Source organism: Nocardioides zhouii (assembly GCF_004137345.1).
Classification (GTDB): domain Bacteria; phylum Actinomycetota; class Actinomycetes; order Propionibacteriales; family Nocardioidaceae; genus Nocardioides; species Nocardioides zhouii.
Map to the genome: position 1 here is coordinate 134,992 of NZ_SDWV01000002.1, position 24,556 is coordinate 159,547.

26 protein-coding genes are annotated in these 24,556 nt (G+C 70.7%); 6 read left to right on the forward strand and 20 right to left on the reverse strand.

Translation table 11 applies throughout. From position 1 onward, the window contains the following. Nucleotides 1-52: 52 nt before the first annotated feature. From nuoK to EUA94_RS02445, 12 genes are all read right to left on the reverse strand, one after another. Nucleotides 53-346 (reverse strand): NADH-quinone oxidoreductase subunit NuoK, encoded by a 294-nt coding sequence (nuoK, locus tag EUA94_RS02390; RefSeq protein WP_129424317.1) that lies wholly within the window; start codon nucleotides 344-346, stop codon nucleotides 53-55. 99 nt (nucleotides 347-445) lie between these two features. After that, nucleotides 446-1,234 (reverse strand): NADH-quinone oxidoreductase subunit J, encoded by a 789-nt coding sequence (locus EUA94_RS02395; RefSeq protein WP_129424629.1) that lies wholly within the window; start codon nucleotides 1,232-1,234, stop codon nucleotides 446-448. A gap of 23 nt (nucleotides 1,235-1,257) precedes the next feature. After that, nucleotides 1,258-1,803, reverse strand: a complete 546-nt coding sequence (nuoI, locus tag EUA94_RS02400; protein WP_129424318.1) for an NADH-quinone oxidoreductase subunit NuoI — start codon at nucleotides 1,801-1,803, stop codon at nucleotides 1,258-1,260. Next, the gene (gene nuoH, locus EUA94_RS02405) at nucleotides 1,796-3,133 is read right to left on the reverse strand and encodes an NADH-quinone oxidoreductase subunit NuoH (RefSeq protein ID WP_129424631.1); all 1,338 of its coding nucleotides are present in this window, start codon (nucleotides 3,131-3,133) and stop codon (nucleotides 1,796-1,798) included. Before nuoH ends, nuoI begins: the two co-directional genes overlap by 8 nt. After that, entirely contained in the window at nucleotides 3,133-5,577 is a 2,445-nt protein-coding gene (locus EUA94_RS02410; RefSeq protein WP_129424319.1) for an NADH-quinone oxidoreductase subunit G, read from the reverse strand. The genes nuoH and EUA94_RS02410 overlap by 1 nt, the downstream gene beginning before the upstream one ends. After that, entirely contained in the window at nucleotides 5,574-6,884 is a 1,311-nt protein-coding gene (gene nuoF / locus EUA94_RS02415; RefSeq protein ID WP_129424320.1) for an NADH-quinone oxidoreductase subunit NuoF, read from the reverse strand. Before nuoF ends, EUA94_RS02410 begins: the two co-directional genes overlap by 4 nt. Continuing rightward, nucleotides 6,881-7,612, reverse strand: coding sequence for an NADH-quinone oxidoreductase subunit NuoE (nuoE, locus tag EUA94_RS02420; protein WP_129424322.1), 732 nt, complete (start codon nucleotides 7,610-7,612; stop codon nucleotides 6,881-6,883). The genes nuoF and nuoE overlap by 4 nt, the downstream gene beginning before the upstream one ends. Further along, complete coding sequence (locus EUA94_RS02425) at nucleotides 7,609-8,949, reverse strand: NADH-quinone oxidoreductase subunit D (RefSeq protein WP_129424324.1); 1,341 nt, start codon at nucleotides 8,947-8,949, stop codon at nucleotides 7,609-7,611. Before EUA94_RS02425 ends, nuoE begins: the two co-directional genes overlap by 4 nt. After that, nucleotides 8,949-9,767 (reverse strand): NADH-quinone oxidoreductase subunit C, encoded by an 819-nt coding sequence (locus tag EUA94_RS02430; protein ID WP_129424326.1) that lies wholly within the window; start codon nucleotides 9,765-9,767, stop codon nucleotides 8,949-8,951. Before EUA94_RS02430 ends, EUA94_RS02425 begins: the two co-directional genes overlap by 1 nt. After that, entirely contained in the window at nucleotides 9,764-10,318 is a 555-nt protein-coding gene (locus EUA94_RS02435; RefSeq protein ID WP_129424328.1) for a NuoB/complex I 20 kDa subunit family protein, read from the reverse strand. The genes EUA94_RS02430 and EUA94_RS02435 overlap by 4 nt, the downstream gene beginning before the upstream one ends. 10 nt (nucleotides 10,319-10,328) lie before the next feature. Beyond that, nucleotides 10,329-10,688: an NADH-quinone oxidoreductase subunit A gene (locus tag EUA94_RS02440; RefSeq protein WP_129424329.1), complete on the reverse strand. Its 360-nt coding sequence runs from the start codon at nucleotides 10,686-10,688 to the stop codon at nucleotides 10,329-10,331. Between the two features lie 191 nt (nucleotides 10,689-10,879). Further along, a complete protein-coding gene (locus tag EUA94_RS02445) occupies nucleotides 10,880-11,569 on the reverse strand; it encodes a demethylmenaquinone methyltransferase (RefSeq protein ID WP_129424331.1) in 690 nt (229 codons plus the stop codon). Nucleotides 11,570-11,669: 100 nt separating this feature from the next. Here EUA94_RS02445 and EUA94_RS02450 point away from each other — a divergent pair, with 100 nt between their 5' ends. Continuing rightward, entirely contained in the window at nucleotides 11,670-12,662 is a 993-nt protein-coding gene (locus EUA94_RS02450; protein WP_129424333.1) for a L,D-transpeptidase family protein, read from the forward strand. 3 nt (nucleotides 12,663-12,665) lie between these two features. Here EUA94_RS02450 and EUA94_RS02455 read toward each other — a convergent pair whose 3' ends face one another. Then, nucleotides 12,666-13,856, reverse strand: coding sequence for an AMP-binding protein (locus EUA94_RS02455; RefSeq protein ID WP_165356771.1), 1,191 nt, complete (start codon nucleotides 13,854-13,856; stop codon nucleotides 12,666-12,668). Between the two features lie 119 nt (nucleotides 13,857-13,975). On the opposite strand from EUA94_RS02455, the gene EUA94_RS02460 reads away from it, so the two are divergent. Further along, the gene (locus tag EUA94_RS02460) at nucleotides 13,976-15,226 is read left to right on the forward strand and encodes an isochorismate synthase (RefSeq protein WP_129424337.1); all 1,251 of its coding nucleotides are present in this window, start codon (nucleotides 13,976-13,978) and stop codon (nucleotides 15,224-15,226) included. A gap of 1 nt (nucleotide 15,227) precedes the next feature. Here EUA94_RS02460 and EUA94_RS02465 read toward each other — a convergent pair whose 3' ends face one another. Next, nucleotides 15,228-15,863: an MBL fold metallo-hydrolase gene (locus tag EUA94_RS02465; protein WP_129424339.1), complete on the reverse strand. Its 636-nt coding sequence runs from the start codon at nucleotides 15,861-15,863 to the stop codon at nucleotides 15,228-15,230. Between the two features lie 137 nt (nucleotides 15,864-16,000). Between EUA94_RS02465 and EUA94_RS02470 the strand changes: the two genes are divergently transcribed. Beyond that, a complete protein-coding gene (locus EUA94_RS02470) occupies nucleotides 16,001-17,206 on the forward strand; it encodes a glycoside hydrolase family 16 protein (protein ID WP_129424341.1) in 1,206 nt (401 codons plus the stop codon). A gap of 53 nt (nucleotides 17,207-17,259) precedes the next feature. On the opposite strand, the gene menD is transcribed toward EUA94_RS02470, so the two are convergent. Genes menD through EUA94_RS02485 form a run of 3 tightly spaced genes read right to left on the reverse strand, consistent with a single transcriptional unit; the run spans nucleotide 17,260 to nucleotide 20,833 of the window. Continuing rightward, nucleotides 17,260-18,861 (reverse strand): 2-succinyl-5-enolpyruvyl-6-hydroxy-3-cyclohexene-1-carboxylic-acid synthase, encoded by a 1,602-nt coding sequence (menD, locus tag EUA94_RS02475; RefSeq protein ID WP_129424343.1) that lies wholly within the window; start codon nucleotides 18,859-18,861, stop codon nucleotides 17,260-17,262. Continuing rightward, complete coding sequence (locus tag EUA94_RS02480; protein ID WP_129424345.1) at nucleotides 18,858-19,814, reverse strand: o-succinylbenzoate synthase; 957 nt, start codon at nucleotides 19,812-19,814, stop codon at nucleotides 18,858-18,860. Before EUA94_RS02480 ends, menD begins: the two co-directional genes overlap by 4 nt. Then, complete coding sequence (locus EUA94_RS02485; RefSeq protein WP_242494630.1) at nucleotides 19,814-20,833, reverse strand: AMP-binding protein; 1,020 nt, start codon at nucleotides 20,831-20,833, stop codon at nucleotides 19,814-19,816. Before EUA94_RS02485 ends, EUA94_RS02480 begins: the two co-directional genes overlap by 1 nt. Before the next feature lie 166 nt (nucleotides 20,834-20,999). Between EUA94_RS02485 and EUA94_RS02490 the strand changes: the two genes are divergently transcribed. The 3 genes from EUA94_RS02490 to EUA94_RS02500 are packed head-to-tail and all read left to right on the forward strand — an operon-like array spanning nucleotide 21,000 to nucleotide 21,960. Continuing rightward, nucleotides 21,000-21,293, forward strand: a complete 294-nt coding sequence (locus EUA94_RS02490) for a DUF1330 domain-containing protein (RefSeq protein ID WP_129424347.1) — start codon at nucleotides 21,000-21,002, stop codon at nucleotides 21,291-21,293. A gap of 3 nt (nucleotides 21,294-21,296) precedes the next feature. Beyond that, nucleotides 21,297-21,638: a DUF1801 domain-containing protein gene (locus tag EUA94_RS02495; RefSeq protein WP_129424349.1), complete on the forward strand. Its 342-nt coding sequence runs from the start codon at nucleotides 21,297-21,299 to the stop codon at nucleotides 21,636-21,638. Between the two features lie 31 nt (nucleotides 21,639-21,669). Next, nucleotides 21,670-21,960, forward strand: coding sequence for a hypothetical protein (locus EUA94_RS02500; RefSeq protein WP_129424351.1), 291 nt, complete (start codon nucleotides 21,670-21,672; stop codon nucleotides 21,958-21,960). 71 nt (nucleotides 21,961-22,031) lie between these two features. Here the strand turns inward: EUA94_RS02500 and EUA94_RS02505 are convergent, their stop codons facing one another. The 3 genes from EUA94_RS02505 to EUA94_RS02515 form a co-directional block, all read right to left on the reverse strand. Then, entirely contained in the window at nucleotides 22,032-22,484 is a 453-nt protein-coding gene (locus tag EUA94_RS02505; RefSeq protein WP_165356772.1) for a mycothiol transferase, read from the reverse strand. Between the two features lie 75 nt (nucleotides 22,485-22,559). After that, nucleotides 22,560-22,910 (reverse strand): hypothetical protein, encoded by a 351-nt coding sequence (locus tag EUA94_RS02510; protein WP_129424355.1) that lies wholly within the window; start codon nucleotides 22,908-22,910, stop codon nucleotides 22,560-22,562. 104 nt (nucleotides 22,911-23,014) lie between these two features. Then, nucleotides 23,015-24,481, reverse strand: coding sequence for an HNH endonuclease signature motif containing protein (locus EUA94_RS02515; protein ID WP_129424357.1), 1,467 nt, complete (start codon nucleotides 24,479-24,481; stop codon nucleotides 23,015-23,017). Between the last annotated feature and the right edge of the window lie 75 nt (nucleotides 24,482-24,556).

Genomic DNA, 24,556 nt, shown 5'->3' on the forward strand with positions numbered 1-24,556 from the left:
TCCCTCGGCCGACAGAAGGACTGAGTGGGACAACAGGTTCACGAGCTCTCCCTCAGTACTTCAGCAGGCTGGCGTCGTCGACCGAGGCCGAGCGTCGGGTGCGGAAGATGGTCATGATGATCGCGAGTCCGATCACGACCTCGGCAGCAGCCACCACCATCACGAAGAAGGCGGTGATCTGGCCGTCGAGGTTGCCGTGCTGCTTGGCGAAGGCGACGAACGCGAGGTTGCAGGCGTTGAGCATCAGCTCGACGCACATGAACACGACGAGCGCGTTGCGGCGGGTGAGGACACCCACGCAGCCGATCGTGAAGAGGATGGCGGACAAGACAACGTACTCAGTCAAGGCACGACCTCTTCGAGGGTCGGGGTCCCCGGCGAGTTGTTCGCGGAGGAGCGCAGCGGAGGAGCGAAGAAGTCGCTGGGGTGGCCACGACGTACTGGGTCATTTGGTCACGTCCTCTTCGGTGTTCGCCGGAGCGCCGGCCTTGCCGGACGTGTCGGGCGCCTTGGCCGGGTCGCCGATCTGGGCGGTCACCAGGTCGATGTCGTCAGCCAGCGCGGGCGCCGAGCGCACCGTGCCACGCGCGGCGAGCACACGGGAGACCGAGGACTCGGCGGCGGTGCCGTCGGGCAGGAGGGCCGGGGTGTCGACCGCGTTGTGGCGGGCGTACACACCGGGCGACGGCAGGGGTCCGGGGTGCTTGCCGTGGTCACCGAAGTCGCGGATGCGCTGCGCGGCGAGGCTGGCCTGCGTCGCCTTGGGCGTGAGCCGCTCGCGGTGCGCGAGCACCATGGCGCCGAGGACCGCCGTGATCAGCAGGGCACTGGTCGCCTCGAACGCGAAGACGTAGCGCGAGAACAGGATGTTGGCGATGGCCGGGACGTTGCCACCACTGTTGGCCTCGTCGAGGCCCACCACCGTGCCGAGCGTGACCTGGCTGACGCCGACCACGAGCACGGTGCCGAAGAGGAGCCCGAGCACGGTCGCCATCGCCCGCTGGCCGCGGATGGTCTCCACGGTCGAGTCGGAGGCGTCGACGCCGATCAGCATCATCACGAACAGGAAGAGCATGAGGATGGCGCCGGTGTAGACGATGATCTGCACCGCGAAGAGGAACGGCGCGTCCATGACCGCGTAGAGGAACGCCAGGCTGATCATGACCACGGCCAGGAGCAGCGCGGCGTGCACGGCCTTGCGGACGAACAGGATGCCGAGGGCGGCGAGCACCATCAGCGGCGCGAGGATCCAGAAGGTCACCGGGTCGTCCCCCTGTAGTAGTCGCCCTCGTCGTCGCCGAGGCGCATCGGGTGCGGCGGCTGCTCCATGCCGGGCAGCAGCGGCGCCAGCAGGTCGGACTTCTCGTAGATGAGGTCGGCGCGGTTGTTGTCGGCCAGCTCGTACTCGTTGGTCATCGTCAGCGCACGGGTCGGGCATGCCTCGATGCACAGGCCGCAGAGGATGCAGCGCAGGTAGTTGATCTGGTAGACGCGGCCGTAGCGCTCGCCGGGGCTGAAGCGCTCCCCGTCGGGACCGTCGGAGTTGGACGCACCCTCGACGTAGATCGCGTCGGCAGGACAGGCCCACGCGCACAGCTCGCAGCCGATGCACTTCTCCAGGCCGTCGGGCCAGCGGTTGAGCTGGTGGCGGCCGTGGAAGCGCGGCGCGGTCGGGAGCTTCTCGAAGGGGTACTGCTCGGTGACGACCTTCTTGAACATCGTCCGGAACGTGACCCCGAAGCCCGCGATCGGGTCCCAGAGGCTTTCCTTGATGCCCTTGGAATCCTTGCCAGACTCACTCATGGTTCTCCTCCGCTGAAGCGGTGACGGTGGTGCGGCCCGAGGCGAACGACAGCGGCTCGGCAGCACCGCGTACGGCGCCTCCCGCCGGCATCGGGGGGACGGGGAACCCGCCCGCGAACGCGTCGTGCGGCTCCTGGCTGACCTCGACCGGCTCGCTGTCGTCCTTGCCCTCGCCGACGAACATCAGCGCGACGGTCAGGACGAGCAGCACGGCGATCGCGGCCACGAGGTAGGAGCGGTTGATGCCGTTGTCCGCCTCGAGCGAGATGACGCGGATGGTGGCGACGGCGACGGTCCAGGCCAGCGAGACCGGGATCAGGACCTTCCAGCCGAGAGCCATGAACTGGTCGTAGCGCATGCGGGGCAGCGAGCCGCGCAGCCAGACGAACAGGAAGATGAAGATGAACATCTTGCTGAAGAACCAGAGCAGGGGCCAGTAGCCGGTGTTGGCGCCCTCCCACACGTTCTCGATGCCCCACGGAGCTGCCCAGCCGCCGAGGAACAGCGTCGTGGCGATCGCGGACACGGTCGCGAGGTTGATGTACTCGGCCAGGAAGAACAGCGCGAACTTGAGGCTGGAGTACTCGGTGTGGAAGCCGCCGACCAGCTCGCCCTCAGCCTCGGGGAGGTCGAAGGGGGCGCGGTTGGTCTCGCCGATCATCGCGATGACGTAGATGACGAACGACGGCATCAGGATCAGGCCGAACCACAGGCGGTCCTGGGCCGCGACGATCTCCGACGTCGACATCGAGCCGGCGTAGAGGAAGACCGCGACCAGCGCGAGGCCCATCGCGACCTCGTAGGAGATCATCTGCGCGCTCGAGCGCAGGCCGCCGAGCAGGGAGTACGTCGAGCCGGAGGACCAGCCGCCGAGGACGATGCCGTAGATCCCGATCGAGGCGATCGCGAGCATGAAGAGCACGGCGACCGGCATGTCGGTCAGCTGCAGTGGCGTGCGGTGGCCGAAGAAGTTCACCTCGGGACCGAGCGGGATGACTGCCCACGTGATGAACGCCGGCACGACCGCGATGATCGGCGCCAGCAGGAAGACGACCTTGTCGGCCGCCTTGGGGATGATGTCCTCCTTCAGCGCCAGCTTCACGCCGTCGGCGAGCGACTGCAGCAGGCCGAAGGGGCCGTGCACGTTGGGACCGACGCGGTGCTGCATCCGGGCCACCACCCGGCGCTCGAACCAGATGTTGAAGAGCGTGAGCAGCACGAGGATCAGGAAGATGAAGACGGCCTTGAGGAGGATGACCCACCACGGGTCCTGGCCGAACGCGGCCAGCTCGGTCTCGGGCAGGTCCGCGGCGAACGGCACGAGGCTCATCATTGCTGGGCTCCCTTCACGGTGACCGAGCTGCCGGGCGAGGCCAGCTCGGCGAGGACTCCGCGGCCGAAGGACCGGGCCGGGACCCAGACCACGCCGTCGGGCAGGTCGGCGACCGCGACCGGCAGCGTGACACTGCCGCGGTCACCGGTGACGGTGGCGAGCTGGTCGCGACCGGGCTCACCCTCGAGCATGCCGAAGACCGACTCGTACGCCGCCCGGTTGAGCCGGACGACCGGGGTCCGGGCGGTGGCGCGGAGGTGCACCTCGCCGTCCTGCATCGACCCGAGGTCGATGAGCTGCTTCCAGGTGGCGAGCGTGAAGGAGTCGGCCTTGGGTGCCTTGCCGACGCGCGGCGCCTTGCCCGCGTCGTGCGCCGGGCGGGCGCCGTCCCACGGGCCGAGGGCCTGCATCTCGGCACGCACCTCGCCGACCGTACGGAAGCCGAGCGGCGCGCCCTGGCCGAGCGCGGCCAGCTCGTCGGCGATGCCGGACAGGATCCGCAGGTCGGGCAGCGACGCCGGGTTGGTGAAGACGGCGTCGAAGTCGCGCGCGCGTCCGTCCCAGGTGACGAAGGTGCCGGCCTTGTCGGTCATCGGGGCGACCGGCAGGACGACGTCGGCCACCCGGGTCACGCCGGTGGCCCGCAGCTCGAGGCTCACCACGAAGCCGGCCGCGTCGAGCGCCGCGCGGAAGGCAGCGGGGTCGGCCGTGTCGTCGGGGTCGACGCCGGCGACGACCAGGCCCCCGAGGTCACCCTTGGCGAGCGCGGCGACGATGGCGTTGCCGTCGCGGCCGACCTTGGCGGGCAGCGACTCCACGCCCCAGGCGGCGGCCACGTCGACGCGGGCCGAGGCCTCGGCGAGCGGTCGGCCACCGGGCAGCAGGTTGGGCAGGGCGCCGGCCTCGACCGCACCGCGGTCACCAGCACGCCGCGGGACCCACGCCAGGCGGGCGCCGGTCCGGGCGGCCAGGTCGGCCGCGGCCGACAGGGCGCCGTGGGTGCCGGCGAGGCGCTCGCCGACGAGGATGACCGCGTCCTTCGAGACGCCGTGCTCGGCGTCGGCGAGCGAGGCGATGACCTCGGCCTCGGTGCCGGGAACGGCGGGCACGAGGCGGCCCTTCATCTTCTGCAGGCCGCGCGAGGTCCACGGTGCGACGGACACGACCTGCGTACGACCCTGGCGGGCCGCCTTGCGCAGCCGCAGGAAGATCGTCGCCGCCTCGTCCTCGGGCTCGAGACCCAGCAGCACCACGACGGGTGCGGCCTCGAGGTCGGCGTACGTCACGCCGCCGGACAGCGCGACGTGCGAGGCCAGGAACGAGGCCTCCTCGGCGCTGTGCGGGCGGGCGCGGAAGTCGACGTCGTTGGTCTGGAGCGCCACGCGGGCGAACTTGGCGTAGGCGTACGCGTCCTCGGCGGTCAGCCGACCACCGGTGAGGACGGCGCCGGCACCGGCGTCACGCAGGCCGCGGGCCGCGACCGCGAAGGCCTCGGTCCACGACGCGGGCCGGAGCTCTCCGTCCTCGCGGACCTGCGGGTAGGTGATCCGGTCGTCGACCTGGGAGTAGCGGAACGCGAAGCGGTCCTTGTCGCTGATCCACTCCTCGTTGATCTCGGGCTCGTTGCCGGCGAGACGACGCATCACCTTGCCGCGACGGTGGTCGATCCGGATCGCGGCGCCACAGGCGTCGTGCTCGGCAACACCCGGCGTCGAGACCAGGTCGAAGGGGCGCGAGCGGAAGCGGTAGTCGGCCGAGGTGAGCGCGCCCACCGGGCAGATCTGGATGGCGTTGCCGGAGAAGTAGCTCTCGAAGGGCTCGCGCTCGTAGATCGCGACCTGCTGCAGCGCGCCGCGCTCGGCCAGGGCGATGAACGGGTCGCCGGCGACCTGCTCGGAGAAGCGGGTGCAGCGGGCGCACAGCACGCAGCGCTCGCGGTCGAGCAGCACCTGGGCGGAGATGTTGATCGGCTTGGGGAAGGTGCGCTTCACACCGCCGGACTCGGCGAAGCGGCTCTCGCCGCGGCCGTTGCTCATCGCCTGGTTCTGCAGGGGGCACTCGCCGCCCTTGTCGCAGACGGGGCAGTCGAGCGGGTGGTTGATCAGCAGGAACTCCATGACGCCCTGCTGGGCCTTGTCGGCCACCTCGCTGGTCGCCTGGGTGTTGACGACCATGCCCTCGGCGACCGGCAGCGTGCAGGACGCCTGCGGCTTGGGGAAGCCGCGGCCGTTGCCCGCGTCCGGGATGTCGACCAGGCACTGGCGGCAGGCGCCGACCGGGTCGAGCAGCGGGTGGTCGCAGAACCGCGGGATCTGCACGCCGACCTGCTCGGCCGCACGGATCACCAGGGTGTCCTTGGGGACGCTCACCTGGACGCCGTCGATGGTCAGCGTGACCAGGTCGGTGTCAACCGTGTCGGGCGCCTTGTCGGTGGTCGTCATGCGTCAGCTCCGACAGGTGAGAAGACGGTCGATGCGGCGTGGTCGAACGGGCAGCCGCCGTGGGACAGGTGCGCGAGGTACTCGTCGCGGAAGTGCTGGATCGAGCTCGAGATCGGACTGGTGGCGCCGTCGCCGAGCGCGCAGAACGACCGGCCCAGGATGTTGTCGCACTGGTCGAGGAGCAGGTCGAGGTCGGCCTCGCTGCCCTGCCCCTTCTCGAGCCGGGCGAGGGTCTGCGTCAGCCACCACGTGCCCTCGCGGCACGGGGTGCACTTGCCGCAGGACTCGTGCTTGTAGAACTCGGTCCAACGCAGCACGGCCCGTACGACGCAGGTGGTCTCGTCGAAGAGCTGCAGGGCGCGGGTGCCGAGCATCGAGCCGGCCGCACCGACCGACTCGAAGTCGAGCGGCACGTCGAGGTGCTCGGGCGTCAGGAGCGGGGTGCTCGATCCGCCGGGCGTCCAGAACTTCAGCTCGTGGCCCTCGCGCATGCCGCCGGCCAGGTCGATCAGCTCGCGCAGCGTGATGCCCAGCGGGGCTTCGTACTGGCCGGGCTTGGTCACGTGGCCCGAGAGGCTGAAGATGCCGTAGCCGTTGGACTTCTCGGTGCCCATGCCGGCGAACCAGGCAGCGCCGTGGTTGATGATGCTCGGCACGGAGGCGATCGACTCGACGTTGTTGATGACCGTCGGGCTGGCGTAGAGGCCGGCGACCGCGGGGAACGGCGGACGCAGGCGCGGCTGGCCGCGGCGGCCCTCGAGCCCCTCGAGCAGCGCAGTCTCCTCACCGCAGATGTACGCGCCGGCACCGGCGTGGACGATCAGGTCCAGGTCGTAGCCCGAGCCGTGGATGTTCTTGCCGAGATGGCCCGCGAGGTAGGCCTCCTGCACCGCACGCTGGAGCCGACGGATGACGTGGATGATCTCGCCGCGGACGTAGATGAACGCGGTGTTGGCGCGGATGGCGTACGAGCTGATGATCACGCCCTCGACCAGCGTGTGCGGGCTGGCGAGCATGAGCGGGGTGTCCTTGCAGGTGCCCGGCTCGGACTCGTCGGCGTTGACGACGAGGTACTTCGGCTTCGGGTTGTCCTGCGGGATGAAGCCCCACTTCATGCCGGTGGGGAAGCCCGCGCCGCCGCGGCCGCGCAGGCCCGACTCCTTGACGGCGTTGATCACGTCGTCGGGGGCCATCGCGAAGGCCTTGTCGAGGGCGGCGTAGCCACCGTGCTCCTCGTACGACGCCAGGGTCCAGGCGCGCTCGGCGTCCCAGTTGTCCGTGAGGACCGGGGTGAGCATGTCCGTCACTGGTCGTCTCCCTTGGTCGATGCCGCCGTGGCGTCCTGGCCGGTCGTGTCCGTGCCCGCCGTCCAGCCGTTCTCGCGGGCGATCCTGAGGCCGACCAGCGACGGTGCTCCGGCCGCGGGGCCCTCGTCGGCACGGTCGTCGGGGAAGCCGGCGAGCACGCGCTCGGCCTCGCGCCAGGTGCCCAGCCGCGGCCCGCGGGTGGAGTGGACCTCCGTACCGGCGCGCAGGTCGTCGACGACCTGGATGGCCGACTCGGGGGTCTGGTTGTCCATGAACTCCCAGTTGACCATCATCACCGGGGCGTAGTCGCAGGCCGCGTTGCACTCGATGTGCTCGAGGGTGACCTTGCCGTCCTCGGTGGTCTCGTCGTTGCCGACGTCGAGGTGGTCCTTGAGACGCTCGAAGATCAGGTCGCCGCCCATCACCGCGCACAGCGTGTTGGTGCACACCCCGACGTGGTAGTCGCCGACCGGCTTGCGCTTGTACATCGTGTAGAAGGTCGCCACGCCGTTGACCTCGGCGGCGCTGATGCCGAGGACCTCGGCGCACGCCTCGATGCCCTCGGGGGTGATCCGGCCCTCGACGGACTGCACGAGGTGCAGCATCGGGAGCAGCCCGGAGCGAGCCTCGGGGTAGCGGGCCGCGATCTCGCGCAGCTCGTCCCAGGTCTTCTGGTCCAGGCCCGCGCGCTCGAGGCTGTTGTCTCCCGGATTGGTGTCCACACTCATCGGTCGACTCCTCCCATGACGGGGTCGATGGAGGCGATGGCGACGATGACATCGGCGACCATGCCGCCCTCGCTCATCACGCTCGTTGCCTGCAGGTTGGTGAACGACGGGTCGCGGAAGTGCGCGCGGAAGGGGCGCGTACCGCCGTCGGAGACCACATGCGCGCCGAGCTCGCCGCGCGGCGACTCGATCGGGACGTAGGCCTGACCTGCCGGGACCCGGAAGCCCTCGGTGACCAGCTTGAAGTGGTGGATCAGCGCCTCCATCGACTCACCCATGATGTGGCGGATGTGGTCGAGGCTGTTGCCCATGCCGTCACTGCCGATCGCGAGCTGGCTGGGCCAGGCGATCTTCTTGTCACCGACCATGACGGGCGCACCCTCGAGGCCGGCGAGCCGGTCGACGGCCTGCTCGACGATCTTGAGCGACTCCCACATCTCGTCGAGCCGGATCCGGAAGCGACCGTACGAGTCGCTCGTGTCCCAGGTCTGGACCTCGAAGTCGTAGTCCTCGTAGCCGCTGTAGGGCTGGGTCTTGCGGAGGTCCCACGCGTAGCCGGTCGAGCGGAGCACCGGACCGGTGAGGCCGAGCGCCATGCACCCGGCCAGGTCGAGGTGGCCGACGCCCTCGAGGCGTCCCTTGAAGATCGGGTTGGCGTTGCAGAGGGCGGCGTACTCGGGCAGGCGCTTCTTCATCAGGACGATGAAGTCGCGGATCTCGTCAAGGGCGCCGGGAGGCAGGTCCTGGGCGACACCGCCGGGGCGGATGAAGCCGTGGTTCATCCGGAGGCCGGTGATGAGCTCGAACAGGTCGAGCACGAGCTCGCGCTCGCGGAACCCGATGGTCATCACGGTCAGGGCACCGATCTCCATGCCGCCGGTGGCGATCGCGACGAGGTGGGAGGAGATCCGGTTGAGCTCCATCAGGAGCACGCGCATGACCTGCGCCTTCTCCGGGATGTCGTCCTCGATGTCGAGCAGCCGCTCGACGCCGAGGACGTAGGTCGCCTCGTTGTAGAACGGGGAGAGGTAGTCCATCCGGGTGCAGAAGGTCACGCCCTGCACCCAGGAGCGGTACTCCATGTTCTTCTCGATGCCGGTGTGGAGGTAGCCGATGCCGCACCGCGCCTCGGTGACGGTCTCGCCCTCCAGCTCGAGGATGAGTCGGAGCACGCCGTGGGTGGACGGGTGCTGCGGGCCCATGTTGACCACGACCCGCTCCTCGGCGGACTCGCCGATGCTCTGGGTGATCGAGTCCCAGTCCTGGCCCGTGACGGTGAAGACCTTGCCCTGGCTGGTGTCGCCGGGCGCTGCGTAGAAGTCTTGTTCTGTCGTCATCAGTTGTAGCTCCTGCGCTGGTCGGGCGGAGGGATGGAACCGCCCTTGTACTCCACGGGGATGCCGCCGAGGGGGTAGTCCTTGCGCTGCGGGTGGCCGGGCCAGTCGTCCGGCATGAGCACCCGGGTCAGAGCGGGGTGACCGTCGAAGATCAGCCCGAACATGTCGTACGTCTCGCGCTCGTGCCAGTCGAGGGTGGGGTAGATGCTCACCAGGCTGGGGACGTGCGGGTCGCTGTCCGGCACGGAGACCTCGACGCGGATCCGACGGTTGTGGGTCATCGAGGTGAAGTGGTAGACCGCGTGCAGCTCGCGGCCGGCGTCGTCGGGGTAGTGCACCCCGCTGACGCCGGAGCAGAACTCGAAGCGCAGCGCCTCGTCGTCGCGCAGCATCTGCGCGACGAAGGGCAGGTCCTCGCGGCGTACGTGGAAGGTGATCTCGCCGCGGTGGACCACGACGCTCTCGATCGCCGAGGTGAGGTCGGTGGACCCGAGCCGCGCCTCGAGCGCGTCGGAGACCTCGTCGAACCAGCCGCCGTAGGGCTTCTGGGTGGGCGTCGGGAAGACCTTGGCGCTGACCAGGCCGCCGTAGCCGGAGGTGTCGCCGGTGCCGGACGTGCCGAACATGCCGTGGCGTACGCCGACCGCGCGGACCTCGCCGGTCGGCGCCGGCACGTTCTCCGGGGACTGCTCGGGCGCGGCCTGCTCGACACCGGTGCCGGTGCCCGTCTTGTCCTTGGCCGCCTCGAGGTTGCGCTCCTCGGCGGGCCGGGCGGACTCGTTCTTGTCGGACTTGTCGTCGGTCTTGTCGTCGGTCACCGCAGCAGGCCCTTCATCTCCGAGGTGGGCAGCGCGCGCAGGGCCGCGGTCTCGAGCTCGGCGATCTGGTTCGTGCGGTTCACGCCCAGCTTGGTGGCCTGCACCTGGTCGTGGAGCTTGAGGATCGCGTCGATCAGCATCTCCGGGCGCGGCGGGCAGCCGGGGAGGTACATGTCGACGGGGACGACGTGGTCGACGCCCTGGACGACGGCGTAGTTGTTGAACATGCCGCCCGACGAGGCGCAGACACCCATCGCGATCACCCACTTGGGCTCAGGCATCTGGTCGTAGATCTGGCGCAGGACGGGGGCCATCTTCTGGCTGACGCGACCGGCGACGATCATCAGGTCGGCCTGGCGCGGGCTGGCCCGGAAGACCTCCATGCCGAAGCGCGCGAGGTCGTACTTCGGGCCGCCGGTGGTCATCATCTCGATGGCGCAGCAGGCCAGGCCGAAGGTGGCGGGCCAGAACGACGCCTTGCGCATGTAGCCGGCGACGCCCTCGACCGTGGTGAGCAGGACGCCGCTCGGCAGCTTCTCTTCGAGTCCCATGGTGTTTCCCTCAGTCCCAGTCGAGTCCGCCGCGGCGCCACACGTAGGCGTACGCGACGAAGACAGTGGCGATGAACAGGACCATCTCGATCAGGCCGAACAGGCGCATCGCGTCGAAGTGCACGGCCCACGGGTAGAGGAAGATGATCTCGATGTCGAAGACGATGAAGAGCATCGCGGTGATGAAGTACTTCACCGGGAAGCGGCCGCCGCCCACGGGCTGCGGCGTCGGCTCGATGCCGCACTCGTAGGAGTCGAGCTTGGCCCGGTTGTAGCGCTTGGGGCCGACGAAGGCGCTGATGGCGACGGAGAAGACCGCGAAGCCCGTCGCGAGGAGGGCCAGGGCCAGGACCGGCGTGTAGAGCTCCATCGATTCCCTTCCGGTGGACCGCGCCAGGTCGGTGGTGCATGTGACTTTGTGAATGGCTTCACGAGTGGCGCGGGCCACAGTCTAGGACTCGGATGCGGCGTGCGTCACGTCGGGGGTGGGACCGATCTCGGGCCGTATGACCTGCATATTTAGGCCATACGCGCGTGCCCTAAATGGGGTCGCGGTCGGGGTCAGGCAGTGGCGCGGTGCAGCGCGACGATGCCGCCCGTGAGGTTGCGCCACTCCGGGTGCTGCCAGCCGGCCGCGGCGATCATGTCGGCGAGCCCGGCCTGGTCGGGCCAGGCCCGGATCGACTCGGCGAGGTAGACGTACGCGTCGGCTGCGCTCGCCGTGACGGCGGCGATCTTCGGCAGGGCCTGCATGAAGCCGTCGAGGTAGACCGTGCGCAGCGCGCCGTTGGTCGGCCGGCTGAACTCGCACACCACCAGGCGGCCGCCGGGGCGGGTGACTCGCAGCATCTCCTTCAGCCCGGCGACCGGGTCGACGAAGTTGCGCAGGCCGTAGGAGATGGTCACCGCGTCGAAGGTGTCGTCGAGGAACGGCAACCGCGTGCCGTCCCCTGCCACGAAGGGCAGGCCGGGCCGGTCCTTCTTGCCCTGCCGGAGCATGCCGACCGAGAAGTCGCAGGCGACCGCGGTGGCGCCGTGCGCACCGAACGGCTCGCTCGAGCACCCGGTGCCGGCGGCGAGGTCGAGCACCAGGTCGCCGCGGTGGGGGGCGACGGCCTCGACCATCGACCGGCGCCAGCTGCGCTGGATGCCGGCGGTCATCAGGTCGTTGGTCAGGTCGTAGCGCTTGGCCACGGTGTCGAACATCCGACGTACGTCGGTCGGTTGCTTGTCCAGGTCAGCGCGGGCCACGCTCCGAGCGTAGGCGTGGGTCACACGTCCGGTGCAACTTGGGGGCCTCCTGCTGCGTCCCTACACTCGACACACTCACACCGTTCCGGGGGAACCATCCATGCCACGCCGTCTCGTCGCCCTGCTGCTCGCCCTGATCTGCTCGCTCGGCACCCTCTCCGTCGGCGTCGGCGCCGGCACCGCATCGGCCGACTCCTCGTCCCGCGCGGAGTTCGCGCCCATCCGTCCCGGCGAGAGCAGCTGGCGCGTACGCGAGCTGCAGAGCCGGCTGCACCAGCTCGGGCTCCACTCCGAGGTCGTGACCAACCGCTATGACGCGGAGACCCGCGCCGGGGTGGCCAGGTTCCAGCGCCGCCACGGGCCCGACACCGCCGGCGTGGTCGACGAGCGCACCTGGACCAAGCTCCTCAGCCTCACCACGGAGCCCACGCCCGAGGCGCTGCACAACGTCTACACGCCCGGCCGCCCGCTGCTCGAGCGCGGCGACAGCGGCATGTGGGTGCGCCAGGTGCAGGCCCGGCTACAGCAGGTGCGGTGGTACGACGCGAAGGTGAGCGGCCGCTACACCGGGACGACCGTCACGGCCGTCGAGGGCTTCCAGGCCAAGCGGAAGATCCCCGTCACCGGACAGGTCGACCGGCGCACCCTCACCCGGCTCAAGGACATGACCCGGGAGCCCACGAAGGCCGAGCTCTTCAACATCGTCCCGCAGGGCCCGGCCCTCGACCCGCGCTGCCAGACCGGGCGAGCGATGTGCGTCGACAAGTCGTCGCGATCCTTGCGCTGGGTGGTCGACGGCGTGGTGCTCCGTACGGTCGAGGTGCGCTTCGGCTCCGACGAGCTGCCGACGCGCGAGGGCGCCTTCGCGGTGTTCCGCAAGTCGCGCGACCACGTGTCCAGCCTCTACGACACGTCGATGCCCTTCGCCATGTTCTTCTCCGGCGGGCAGGCGGTGCACTACTCCCCCGACTTCGCGGCCAACGGCTACAACGGGGCGTCGCACGGGTGCGTCAACGTGCGCGACCGCGCCGCCGTCGAGTGGCTCTTCGACGAGGTCCAGCTCGGCGACAAGGTGATCGTCTACCGCTCCTGAGCGCTAGGAGCCGGCGAGCGAGAAGGCGGAGTCCAGGTCGGCGCCGACGCCACCGCGGCGCGGCAGCGTCACGGTCGACACCGCGATGGTGGACGCCTCGGGCACCGTCACCACGGAGTGCTCGCGGGCGAGCTCGAGCCGGACGGCCGGGTGGTGCGCGATGCGCCCGATCCGGAACCCGAGTGCGTTCGCCAGGCCGCTGATCGTCCGGTTGACCCGCGTGTCGAGGGCCAGCAGCCGCACCCGCCCGCCCCACCACGGTTCCAGCGCCGTGACGTCGGCGGCGAGCTTTCTGGTGCGGGAGGTGAGCCGGGCGTCGGCGACGCGGGCCGACGTGGCCTCCAGGACGTCGCGCGGCGTCTCGTGCCACGGGGCACCATGGACGAGGCCGGCCTCGAGGAGCTCCTCGAGCACCTTGGCGGTGGTGTGGTCCAGCAGCACGTGGGTCGGCCGGACGTGTGCCAGTGCGGCCTCGAGCTGGTCGGGCGTCTCCACCCAGGCCAGGGTGCAGCCGGCGGTCAGGTGGGCATCGCGGACGACCGCGGTGAAACGGTCGGTGGCCTCGCCTGCGAGCAGCACGACGTCGTCGGCCCTCAGGTCGGAGAGCGTGCCGGAGCACTCGGGACGGAAGAGCCAGGCCTGCGCCTTCTCGCGCGTGAGGCCGAGCACGGCGCCCGAGGGAGCGTCGGCGCGCACCGAGTCGACGTACGACAGCAGGTCGGGCTGGCGCTTGCGGCGCTCGAGGCCCATCCCGCGCAGCCGCTCCCACGAGTGGTCGTCGCACTCGAAGAGCTGGGCCTCGCCGAGCGCGGCGCGGCGCAGCAGCGGCAGTCGGCTCTCGTGGTCGACGATCACCAGGCGCACCTGGATCTCGTCGAGGAGTCGGCCGACCTCGACAGGGTGCATGTGGTCGGGCAGCAGCAACGGGACGGCACCGGCGACCCGGGTGGCCAGCTCCAGCTCGAGCTGACGGATGCCGGTGGGTACCCGGATCACGACGACCTGGCCGGGGTTGACGCCGGCCTCGATCATGCCGGCGGCCCCGTCGATGACGCGTCGGTAGAGCTCGTTCCACGTCAGGGAGGGCCACTCGGTGCGGCCGTCCACCATGCGCTGCTCGACCACGGCAACATCGAGGGCACGCCCGCGGGCGTGCCGCTCGAGCCGTGCGAGTGGCGATTCGTGAACAGGCACTTGCGACCTCCTCCGTACGTCGTGTACCGACGAAAGGTAGGCGACGAGGGGTGTCCTTGTTCGCCGTTTGGCCGATCTCGCGTCCGGGCGCTGTGAGCCCCGGCGTAGGCTCCCGCTTCGTGACGATCCCCGCGTCCGCCCCCCTCGGCGGATCAGCCGCACCCCTCGTCGTGCGCACGGTCCCGGTGGACCTGGCGGATCTCCCGCTGCTCGACCTGCTGCCCGAGCAGCAGCCGGTGAGCTGGCTGCGCCGTGGCGAGGGCCTTGTCGGGTGGGGCGTCGCCGCCCGCCTGGACACCTCGGGACCGACCCGGTTCAGCGACGCCGTGAAGTGGTGGTCGGAGATCATCCTCCGCGCCGACGTCGACGACCGGGTGGGCGAGCCGGGCAGCGGCCCGGTCTGCTTCGGGGCGTTCGCGTTCGCCGACGAGCCCGGCGACTCCGTGCTGGTCATCCCCCAGGTCATCGTCGGTCGCCGCGGGGACCGCACCTGGCTGACGACCGTCTCGGTCGAGGCCCCTGACCTCGCGCCCGCGTCCCCACCCCGCGCGCCCGCGGGCCTGACCTTCTCCGACGGCGCCCGCAACGGCGAGGAGTGGATGTCCGTCGTGGCCGAGGCCGTCGGCCGGATCACCTCCGGCGAGCTCGAGAAGGTGGTGCTGGCCCGCGACCTGATCGCCTCGACCGACGAGCCCCTCGACGTGCGCTGGCCGCTGCACCGGCTGGCCGACCAGTACGAGATGTGCTGGACGTTCCACGTCGACGGCCTCTTCGGCGCCACCCCCGAGATGCTGGTGCGCCGCGAGCGAGGCCTGGTGACCTCACGGGTGCTGGCGGGCACGATCCGGCGTACGGGCGACGACGAGCGCGACCTCGCACTCGCCGCCACCCTGGCTCGCTCGTCGAAGGACCTCGAGGAGCACGAGTACGCCGTGCGCTCGGTCGCCGACGCGCTCGAGCCGCACTGCTCGTCGATGAACGTCCCCGAGGCGCCGTTCGTGCTCCACCTGCCCAACGTGATGCACCTGGCCACCGACGTGAACGGCGTGGTCCACGACCTCGCGTCGTCGCTGCAGCTGGCCGAGTCGCTCCACCCCTCCGCGGCGGTGGGTGGCACGCCCACCGCGTCCGCCACGGCGCTGATCGACGAGATCGAGGGCATGCCGCGCGATCGCTACGCCGGACCGGTCGGCTGGATGGACGCCTCCGGCGACGGCGAGTGGGGCATCGCGCTGCGCTCGGCGATGGTCACCGACAGCGGCGTACGCCTGTTCGCCGGCTGCGGCATCGTGGCGAGCTCGGACCCCGAGGCGGAGCTGGCCGAGTCGCAGGCGAAGTTCGTCCCGGTGCGCGACGCCCTCGAGGCCTGACCTACAGGTCCTGTCCGGACTGCCTGCGCACGAACGCCTGGCCGTCGGGCAGCAGGTTGGCCATGTGCCGCTCGACCATCGCGAGGCCGATGTCGCTGTAGATCCGGTCGTGGATCGCCAGCGACGTCGGGGCCGCCACCTCGCGGACGAAGTCGACGGCCTCGCCGACCTTGAGCCACGGCGCGCTGGCGGGAGCCAGCAGCACGTCGACCGCGCGGCCCGGCCCGGTCAGCGCGTCCCCCGGGTGGTAGACGCTCGCGCCCCCGGACTCGAGGACGTAGCCGGAGTTGTCGAAGCGGTCGTAGTCGGGGTGGATCACGGCGTGCTTCTCGCCGATCACCTCGACGGACGTTCCCGCGACCTCGAACCGGTCGCCGGGGCGTACGACCGTGACGCGCTCGGCCACGTCGGGAGCCTCGGTCCGCAGCATCCGCTCGACGGCCGCGATCGTCCAGATCGGGGCGTCGGAGCCGCGCAGGTGGGCCGGGTGCACGTGGTCGGCGTGCTCGTGGGTGATCAGGACGGCATCGGCACCGTCGAGCGCCTCTGCCTCGCTGAGGTTGCCCGGGTCGATGACGACGACCCCGCCCTCTGCCTGGATCCGTACGCACGCATGACCGAACTTGGTGATCCGCATGCCGTCCAGACTAGGCCCGCCGAATGTCGGCCGAATCGCCCCGGCGGAGGGGTGCGCGGTTAGGGTGGAGGCGCCTCCTTGGGGTGGAGAGCCCTGGGGGAAGTACGTCCATCGCACCCGAGACGAAGAGAGTTCACATGTCTGCACGCCGCGTGCTCGCAGGCAGCGCACTCGCGCTGATCCTGCCCGCGTCCCTGCTCCTGAACACCGAGACGGGTTCGGCCACCGACTCCGACTCCGCGGCCCGCGCCGCGTCGACGTCGGTCACGAAGAAGGCCGGTCAGAAGATCTCGCTGGAGGTGCTGCCGCAGATCGTCCAGCCCGGCAAGCGCGCCGCCAGCGCCAACGCGGCGAAGGGGTCCGCGATCGCGACCATCAAGCCGGTCAAGGTCGGCCGCTCGGTCGTCCTCGAGCAGCTCAACGGCTCGTCGTGGAAGAAGGTCGGCACCGCCAAGCAGGAGAAGTCCGGCAAGGCCTACTTCAAGGCCGCCGTCTCCAAGAGTGGCGCGGCGCTGACCTACCGCGTGACCGCGCAGAAGCTCGGCTCGCTGAAGGCCGTGAAGAGCGCCAGCGTCGACACGACGCGGTGGCTCACCCCGACCTTCACCGACGAGTTCAGCGGCTCGACGCTCAACCCCGTCTGGGGCATGCGCGGCCAGGAGTACGAGCCCACCAGCAAGCGGGTCTGCTCGAAGGGCGATCCGTCGGCCGTCGACGTCTCCGGCGGCACGCTGCGCCTGAGCGTCATCAAGGACCGCTCGCGCACCGACAAGTGCAAGGCGGTCTCGCGCAAGGAGACCAAGCGGATCTCCTACCGCCTCAACGGGCACGTCGGCACCGCCAAGGCCTTCAGCTTCCGCTACGGCGTCGCGTCGGCCCGCATCAAGATGCACAAGCTGCAGGGCCAGCACTCCAGCTTCTGGATGCAGCCCCTGGGCGAGAACAAGCCCGGCAGCGACGGCCACGAGATCGACATCATCGAGTACTTCGGTGACAAGCACCCGCAGGGTGGCCTGACGAGCTTCATCCACTGGTACAAGGGCCAGCGCCTGATCAAGACCGGCTCGTGGATCAAGAACTCGACCACGTTCCTGCAGAACAAGCGCGACGGCTGGTCGAAGAACTACCACGTGTTCTCGGTCCAGTGGACGCCCAACGTCATCATCTTCTACATCGACGGCAAGGAGACCTGGCGCACGTCGGCCCGCGTCTCCAAGGCCCAGCAGTACCTCATCCTGAGCCTGCTCGCCTCGGACTACGAGGCGCTGGAGATGGCCGACACGAAGCTCCCCCAGCACATGTACGTCGACTGGGTGCGCGTCTGGGAGACCCCGGTCTCCTGACCGGCTCCCGCTGAGCCACAGAACAACTGATCCACCGTTCCGCGCCTTGACCCCTAGGGGGTCAGGGCGCGGATTCGTTGGTCGAGGTCCGCGCGGTTGTCGCGCCGTACGCGGGCCTCGACGACCTCGATGCCGCCGTTGGGCATCGCCAGCGCCTGCTCGAGCTCGGGCAGGCTGTCGACCCGCAGGTGCGCGACGCGGGCGGCCGCGCACAGGCTGGCGAGGTCCACGCCGTGCGGGGTGCCGAACAACGTGTCGAAGCGGTCGGCGTACGCCGGCGCCCCCTGCTCGAGCGTCGCGAAGATCGACCCGCCGTCGTCGTTGACCACGACGATCGTCAGGTCGGGCCGGGCCTCGCGCGGTCCGAGGAAGAGGCCGGTCGTGTCGTGGAGGAAGGTCACGTCGCCCATCAGGGCCAGGGCGCGCGACGACCGCGGGCGGCCGAGCGCCGCCCCGATCGCCGAGCTGGTGGTCCCGTCGATGCCGGCAAGGCCGCGGTTGGCGATGACCTTGCGGCGCCCGCCCACGTCGTACGGCGCGACCATGAGGTCGAGGTCGCGGATCGGGTTGGACGCGCCGACGAACAGCAGGCCTCCGGCCGGAAGCGCGCGGCTGACCGCGCCTGCGACCTCGTGGGGCGTGAGGTCGGGCTCGGCGGCGAGGAGGCGGTCGAGCTGTCGTCCGACGGACAGGTCGGCGAGATGCCACTCCTCCAGCCACGCGGGGTCCTCGGCCACGGCGACGCGTACGCCGTCGTGCTCGCTCGCCACCGGGAAGGGGCGGTCGGGCCAGCGACCTCGGTGCCGGACCGAGACCACCTCGACGTCGTCGCGGGCGAGCAGGCGCGAGACCGGTCGGGACAGGGTCGGGTGGCCGAAGACGACCACGCGCTCGATGCGGTCGCCCAGCTCGCTGCCGAGCAGGAGCCGGTAGGTGCGGATCACGGTGTCGCCGGTGCGGCAGCCGCTGCTCGGCTCGGCCAGGAGCGGCCAGTTCCCGCTCTCCGCGAGCTGGCGGGCCGGCGGTCCGGCGTCGTCGCCCGCGACCACGACGGTGCGCGGACCGAGGTCGAGGTCGACGACGTCGCGCTCCGAGGCCTGGAGGGTGACCGCCCAGGTGGGCGCCTCTCCCCCGGTCCAGCCGTCGTCGGGCAGCAACGGGTCGTCGAGCTGGACGTTGAGGTGAACCGGACGCCGGTGGTCGTGCGTGCGGACGAAGTCCAGCAGCTCGTCGAGGTCGGCGCCCGCCACGTCGAGCGTCGGCGCGAAGGTGCCGAAGACCCCCACCTGGTCGGTGGTCTGGTTGGCGCCCGTGCCGCGCAACCTCGCTGGCCGGTCCGCGGTCACCACCACGAGCGGTACGCCGGCGTGGGCCGCCTCGACCACGGCCGGGAGCAGGTTGGCCACGGCGGTCCCGGAGGTGCAGACGACGGCAGCCGGTCGACCGCTGACCTTCGCCAGGCCGAGCGCGAGGAAGGCGCCGGTGCGCTCGTCGATCCGCGTGTGCAGGTGGAGGCCGCCGGCTTCCGTGGCGTCGTACAGCGCGAACGAGAGCGGTGCGTTGCGCGATCCCGGCGCCAGCACGACGTGCTCCACGCGGGAGCCGCGGAGCGCCGTCACCACGGTGCGGGCGAGCTGGGTCGAGGGGTTGGTCACGCTGGCTGATCCTGCCCTACCGACGCGAGCCGCTGGCGCCAGTGGGCCACCCGGTCGGCGGGCGCCGAAAGCCGGTGGAGCGCGTCGTCGTCCAGCTCGGGCCGGGTCACGGCGAGCATCCCGTCGACCGGCAGCATCGGCTCGATGGCGACGTCGTCGGTGAGGAGCTGGATCGTCGCCAGCCCGCAGGCGTGGTGCAGCTCGGGCAGGGCGGCCGCGAGCGCGACCCCGGCGGCGATGCCGACGCTCGACTCGACGGCGCTGGAGACGACCACCGGCATCCCGATGTCCTCGGCGATGCGCAGGCAGGCGCGTACGCCGCCCAGCGGCTGGACCTTGAGCACGGCGATGTCCGCGGCCTCGAGGTCCCGCACCCGGTAGGGGTCCTCGGCCCTCCGGATCGACTCGTCGGCCGCGATCGGGACACCGACCCGGCGGCGTACGACCGCGAGGTCCTCGACCGAGGCGACCGGCTGCTCGACGTACTCCAGCCCTCCTGCGGCGCGGTCGAGCGCCGCGATCGCGCGTACGGCCTCGTCGACGTCCCATGCACCGTTGGCGTCGACCCGGATGAGGCCGCCGGCGCCGAGGGCGTCGCGGACGGCCTCCACCCGGGCGAGGTCGTCGGCCAGGACCTGCCCGCGCTCGGCGACCTTCACCTTCGCGGTGCGACAACCCCCGGCGACCACGATCGCGTGGGCGTGCTCGGGGTCCGTCGCAGGGACGGTGACGTTGACCGGCACCCGGTGGCGCAGCGGCTCCGGCCAGCCCTCGTCGGCGGCCTCGCGCGCACACGCCAGCCACGGGCGCGAGATGGCGTCGTCGTACTCGAGGAACGGCGACCACTCACCCCATCCGGCCTCGCCGGGGAGCAGCACGCCTTCGCGCACGGTGATCCCGCGGAAGCGGGTGCGGAGCGGGATGGAGAAGACGACGAGATCGTGGTCCGGCATCAGAGTCCGGCCTGGATGGCCTGCCGGTCGACCTTGCCGTTGGCGAGCATCGGGAGGCTGGCGGCCCGGACGAACTCCCGCGGCGCCCACGACCGGGGGTGGACCATGCTGATCCAGTCGCGGAGCTCGGCCTCGTTGGCGGTGCCGACGATGACCGCGACGACCTTCTGGCCCCACTCGACGTCGGGCACGCCGAAGACCTCGGCCTGCTCGACCTGGAGGTGCTGGCGCATCCGGTCGGCGACGGCCGCCAGCGGGATCTTCACGCCGCCGCTGATCACGACGTCGTCCATGCGGCCGACGATCTCGAGCCGGCCGTCCTCGGCGAACCTGCCCTCGTCGGACGTGAGGTACCAGCCGTCGACGACGGACTGCGCGGTGAGCTCGGGGTCGCTCTCGTAGTGGCTGAACATGGTCGGTCCGGCGATCCGGACGCGCCCTCCCAGGCCGAGGGTCACCGCGACGCCGTCGAGGGGCAGGCCGTCGTAGACGCAGCCGCCTGCGGTCTCCGAGGAGCCGTACGTGGTGACGACGTTGACCCCGGCCTCCACGGCGCGGCTGCGCTGGTCACGGTCGAGCCCGGCGCCGCCGACGAGCACGGTGTGGCAGTGCGCGAGCGCGGCGAGCTGGTCGGGGTTGGTCATGATGCGGTGCAGCTGCGTCGGCACCAGCGACACGAATGCCGGCGTGGTGCTGTGGTCGGACGCGGCAGCGCGCCCGACGTCCAGGCCGTCGACGACGATCGGCTCGTGGCCGGCGATGAGTGATCGCACGATCACCTGCACGCCGGCGACGTACGACGACGGAAGCGCCAGCAGCCACCGCCCGGTGTCGCCGAGTCGTGCGGCCGAGGCCTCGACGCTCGCCAGCACCGCGCGACGCGGGAGCACGACTCCCTTGGGCCTCGCGGTGGAACCGGAGGTCTCGATCAGCAGCGGGTCTGGGTTGTCGGCCTCGAGCCATCGCGACAGCTGCCTGATCGCGACCGAGGGCTCGTCCGAGGGCCGGAGGAAACTCACGGGACGAACGCTAGTCGCTCTGCCACCATGGGCGCGATGGAACGGGCGGACACACAGGACGGCACGCAGCGCGACTCGTGGTGGCGCAGGCAGCTTCCGCCGAGCGCTGTGGCGCCCGCCACGGGTCGGCTGTGTGAGGCTCGGGTGACGTCATAGGCTCGGCGACATGAGTGCGTACTGGATCTGCGTCTACAAGGCCGTGCACGACCAGGACAAGGTGACGGCGTACGCCGAGCTCGCCGGTCCGGCGATCAAGGCGGGCGGCGGTCGCTTCCTCGCCCGCGGCAACCCCGAGGCGACCTTCGAGCAGGCCGAGGTCACCCGCACCGTGGTGATCGAGTTCCCGTCGGTCGAGGCGGCCGTCGCGACCCACGACAGCGAGGCCTACCAGGAGGCGCTGCGCGCGCTCGGCGACGGCGCCGACCGCGACCTCCGGGTGGTGCCGGGCTGGGAGGGCTGACGCGTGAGCGGTGACTGGCGTGAGCAGGCCGTGAACCGCATGCGCTCCCTCATCCTGGAGGCCGAGCCCGACGCGACCGAGGACGTGAAGTGGCGCAAGGCGTCCAACCCCGACGGGGTGCCGACCTTCTTCCTCGACGGCCTCATCTGCACCGTCGAGACCTACAAGGACAAGATCAAGCTCACCTTCGCCAAGGGCGCCTCGCTCGATGATCCGAACGGCGTCTTCAACGCCAGCCTCGACGCCGGCACCCGCCGCGCGATCGATGTCCTCGAGGGTGACGAGCTCGACGAGGACGCCTTCGTCGCGCTCGTACGCGAGGCAGTCGCGGCGAACCGGGCGTGAGCCCGGTGCGGCCGGTGAGAGACTTACTGCCGTGAGTATGGGCGGACCAGGCGACCACTGGTACACCGACATGTTCACCTGGGAACGCCCGGCCTTCGGCGAGCCGACGGACTCGCTCATCAGGGAGATCAGGCACCTGGGTGGCGACTCGCTCCTGCAGGACGGGCAGCCCCTGGCCCATCGACTCTGGGAGCTCTGGCCGCAGTGGGGCCGCGTCGACGAACGGGCCCTCAGCCGACTGGCGGTCGATCTTGTGCCGATCCGGGACGAGCTTCGGCAGGATTCCCAGGCTCGCGGCTGGGACGCCGGCGGGGCCGAGTGAGATGTGCCGGCCGGCGGCGAGCTGGTCAGTCTGGCTTGTCGAGGACGAGACGCTGACCGCCGTCGACCAGCTCACGGCAGATGTCGAGGTGGCCGGCGTGGGGTGGTCGTCTCGACCAGCACGTGGAGCAGCACCTCGCGCAGCGATGAGTACGGCCGCTCGCCGTCGAACCACCAGGCGAGTCCCTGGCCCAGCGGCATCGACGCGACCGCCGCACTGGCCTCCCGGCACTCGTCTCGGTAGTCCTGCAGCACCTGCTCGTCCGAAAGGCCGTCCGGGGCCACCCAGCCGTCGTAGCCCTGCGGGATCTCCACCGGCTCGCCCGCCATCGCGCCGCGCAGCCACACCCGCTCCACATCGAGCGTCAGGTGACGCACCAGCCCCAGCGGAGTCCAACCGGACGGCACGTGCGTACGCCGCCGCGCCTCGGCGGGCATCGCCTCGACCTGGGCGATGACGTGTCGGCGCTTGCTGTCCAACCAGCCCAGCAGCTCGTCGCGCACGAGGTCGTCGGAGGTGGTCACGCAGTCCAGTAAAGCGGTCCGAATGAGATCAGTCGTCGGAGGTGGCATCGCCTGGGCCGCGGCAGATCCGACAAGTCAGTCCTGCCGCTCGGCGCATTCCGCGATGTACTGCCAGTAGTCGGCGAGGGCGTGGTCCTGCGGACGGGGAAGCCTGATTGCTCGGCGGATGTCCCCGATCGGAGCAAGATCCCACTCCACGAGCGTGGCAATGGCGTTCAGTGTCGCCTCGCGTGAAACGGCCGCGGTCTCGCGTGCGAGCGCATCGACGAGAGCGCCCGTGATCCGAGCGGCCTGCGACGCCGTGTAGGAGTGATTGCCCCAAGCGGACACTCGGTCGGTGGCCTCATCGGCAGCCAACGCACGGACGTCGACGAATGGCGACCGAAGGCGACCGAAGAGGGCATCCACGTAGGAGTCGTCGTACACGCGCTGAGCCTAAGCGGGCTGGCTCCCGCGACGGCACGTGTTTGTCGGAAGCTCCGCACGTGCCTGTGGCCCGATCACCGGGTGGTGTCGGGCTGACAGGGCGGTCACGGTCTCGGGCGTTGCCCGGGCGGGTCGGTCGTGATCGTGGTTCCGGTGGGGAGGGTCCACTCGTACGACCCGTCGCCCAGGCGTCGGTAGGTGAAGCGGCCGAAGGTCTTGGCGCGGTGGTGCCGCCGGCACAGGGGTGCCAGGTTCCCCGGATGGGTCTGGCCCGGTGGCCCGCCGTCACCCATCGCGACGTAGGGCTCGATGTGGTCGAGGTCGCAGGCCACCGAGGGACGCCCACAGTGCGGGTAGACACAGGTCTCGTCGCGCAGCCGGACCATCGCGGCCATCCGGGCCGGCGGGTCGTGGAAGTCGACCGGCGGGTGCGCGTCGGGGTCGAGGTCCACGACCGGCTTGATCGTGACCGTTCCCGCGCACAGCAGCCATGACCGCAGGCGTCCGACGAGCATCGGTCCGAGCTTCGGGGAGTGGGCGACACCGTGACGGTCGTCGAGGAGGTCGCGGTCGGTGACGTGGAAGACCAGCACCACCCCACCACCCTCACCCGCCTGACCACCCGCCTGCCTACCCGCCTGCTCACCAGCAGGCCGCCGGAACGGGTTCGCCGGCTCGTGGGCGACGTCCCCTGCCACACAGACCGTGGGATCGTCGTCGGGGTCGACGGCCCGGTCCGCGTCCGCGATGTCCTGGGCTGCCAGCAGGTCGAGGGCGGCCTGCGGGTCGGCGAGCAGCCCGACGGCGTGAGCACGCCGTACACCGAGATCACCCTCGTGCCCGAGCGATCGCATCGTCGCGGCCATGGTCGACACGGTGTGGTCGAACGCGATCGTGTCCGCCTCGTCGAGGACCATGAACACCTCGCCGGTGCCCGGCGCGCCCCGGTCGAGACGCACCTCGACCTTCCGCGTCTCGAGGGCCGCGTCGTGGTCGGCGATCGCGCGGTCCGGGTCGGCGTACAACCGGGCCTCGTGGACCAAGGTCCCGATCCGGTGGGGGTTGAGCCGACGCGGCTGCCAGGCCAGCAACCGGTCCGCATGGGAAGCCGCAGCCACGGACAGGTCACGCGACTCCCGCGCCGCCTCGCGGCCCAGGTGAGCCGGCACCCGCAACCCACGCACCAACGCCCATACGCGCGGGAGGCGATGGGCCAGGTCCAGCACGTCACCCAGAAGCGCGAGCGTCGCCTCGTGGGAGAGGTCCAGCACCGCGGCGAGCTCCATCACGCAGAACTCCGCCACCGACGGCGTGCCCTCCCCGGCGATCGGGAGCGCACGCTCACCGAACAACGCCGCCGCAGTCCCGGGCGTGCGGATCGTGTCCGAGCGCCAGCCCGCGACCTCGCAAGGATCAGCGTTCGGAGACACCACGTGTGCCTGCGCCCACGCCAGCGCGGAGTCCAGCACCTCCACGTCCGCGTGACGACGCGCAGCCAGAGCCGCGGCCGCGCGATCCAGCGCCACCCGGTCAGAGACCCGGGCGCCGGAGGCGAGCGTGGAGGTGGACATGCGTCCATCATCCCAGAGACCACCGACACTCCCACCTGCGCAAACAGATCTGTGGAGAGCAGTTTCCGAACAGGT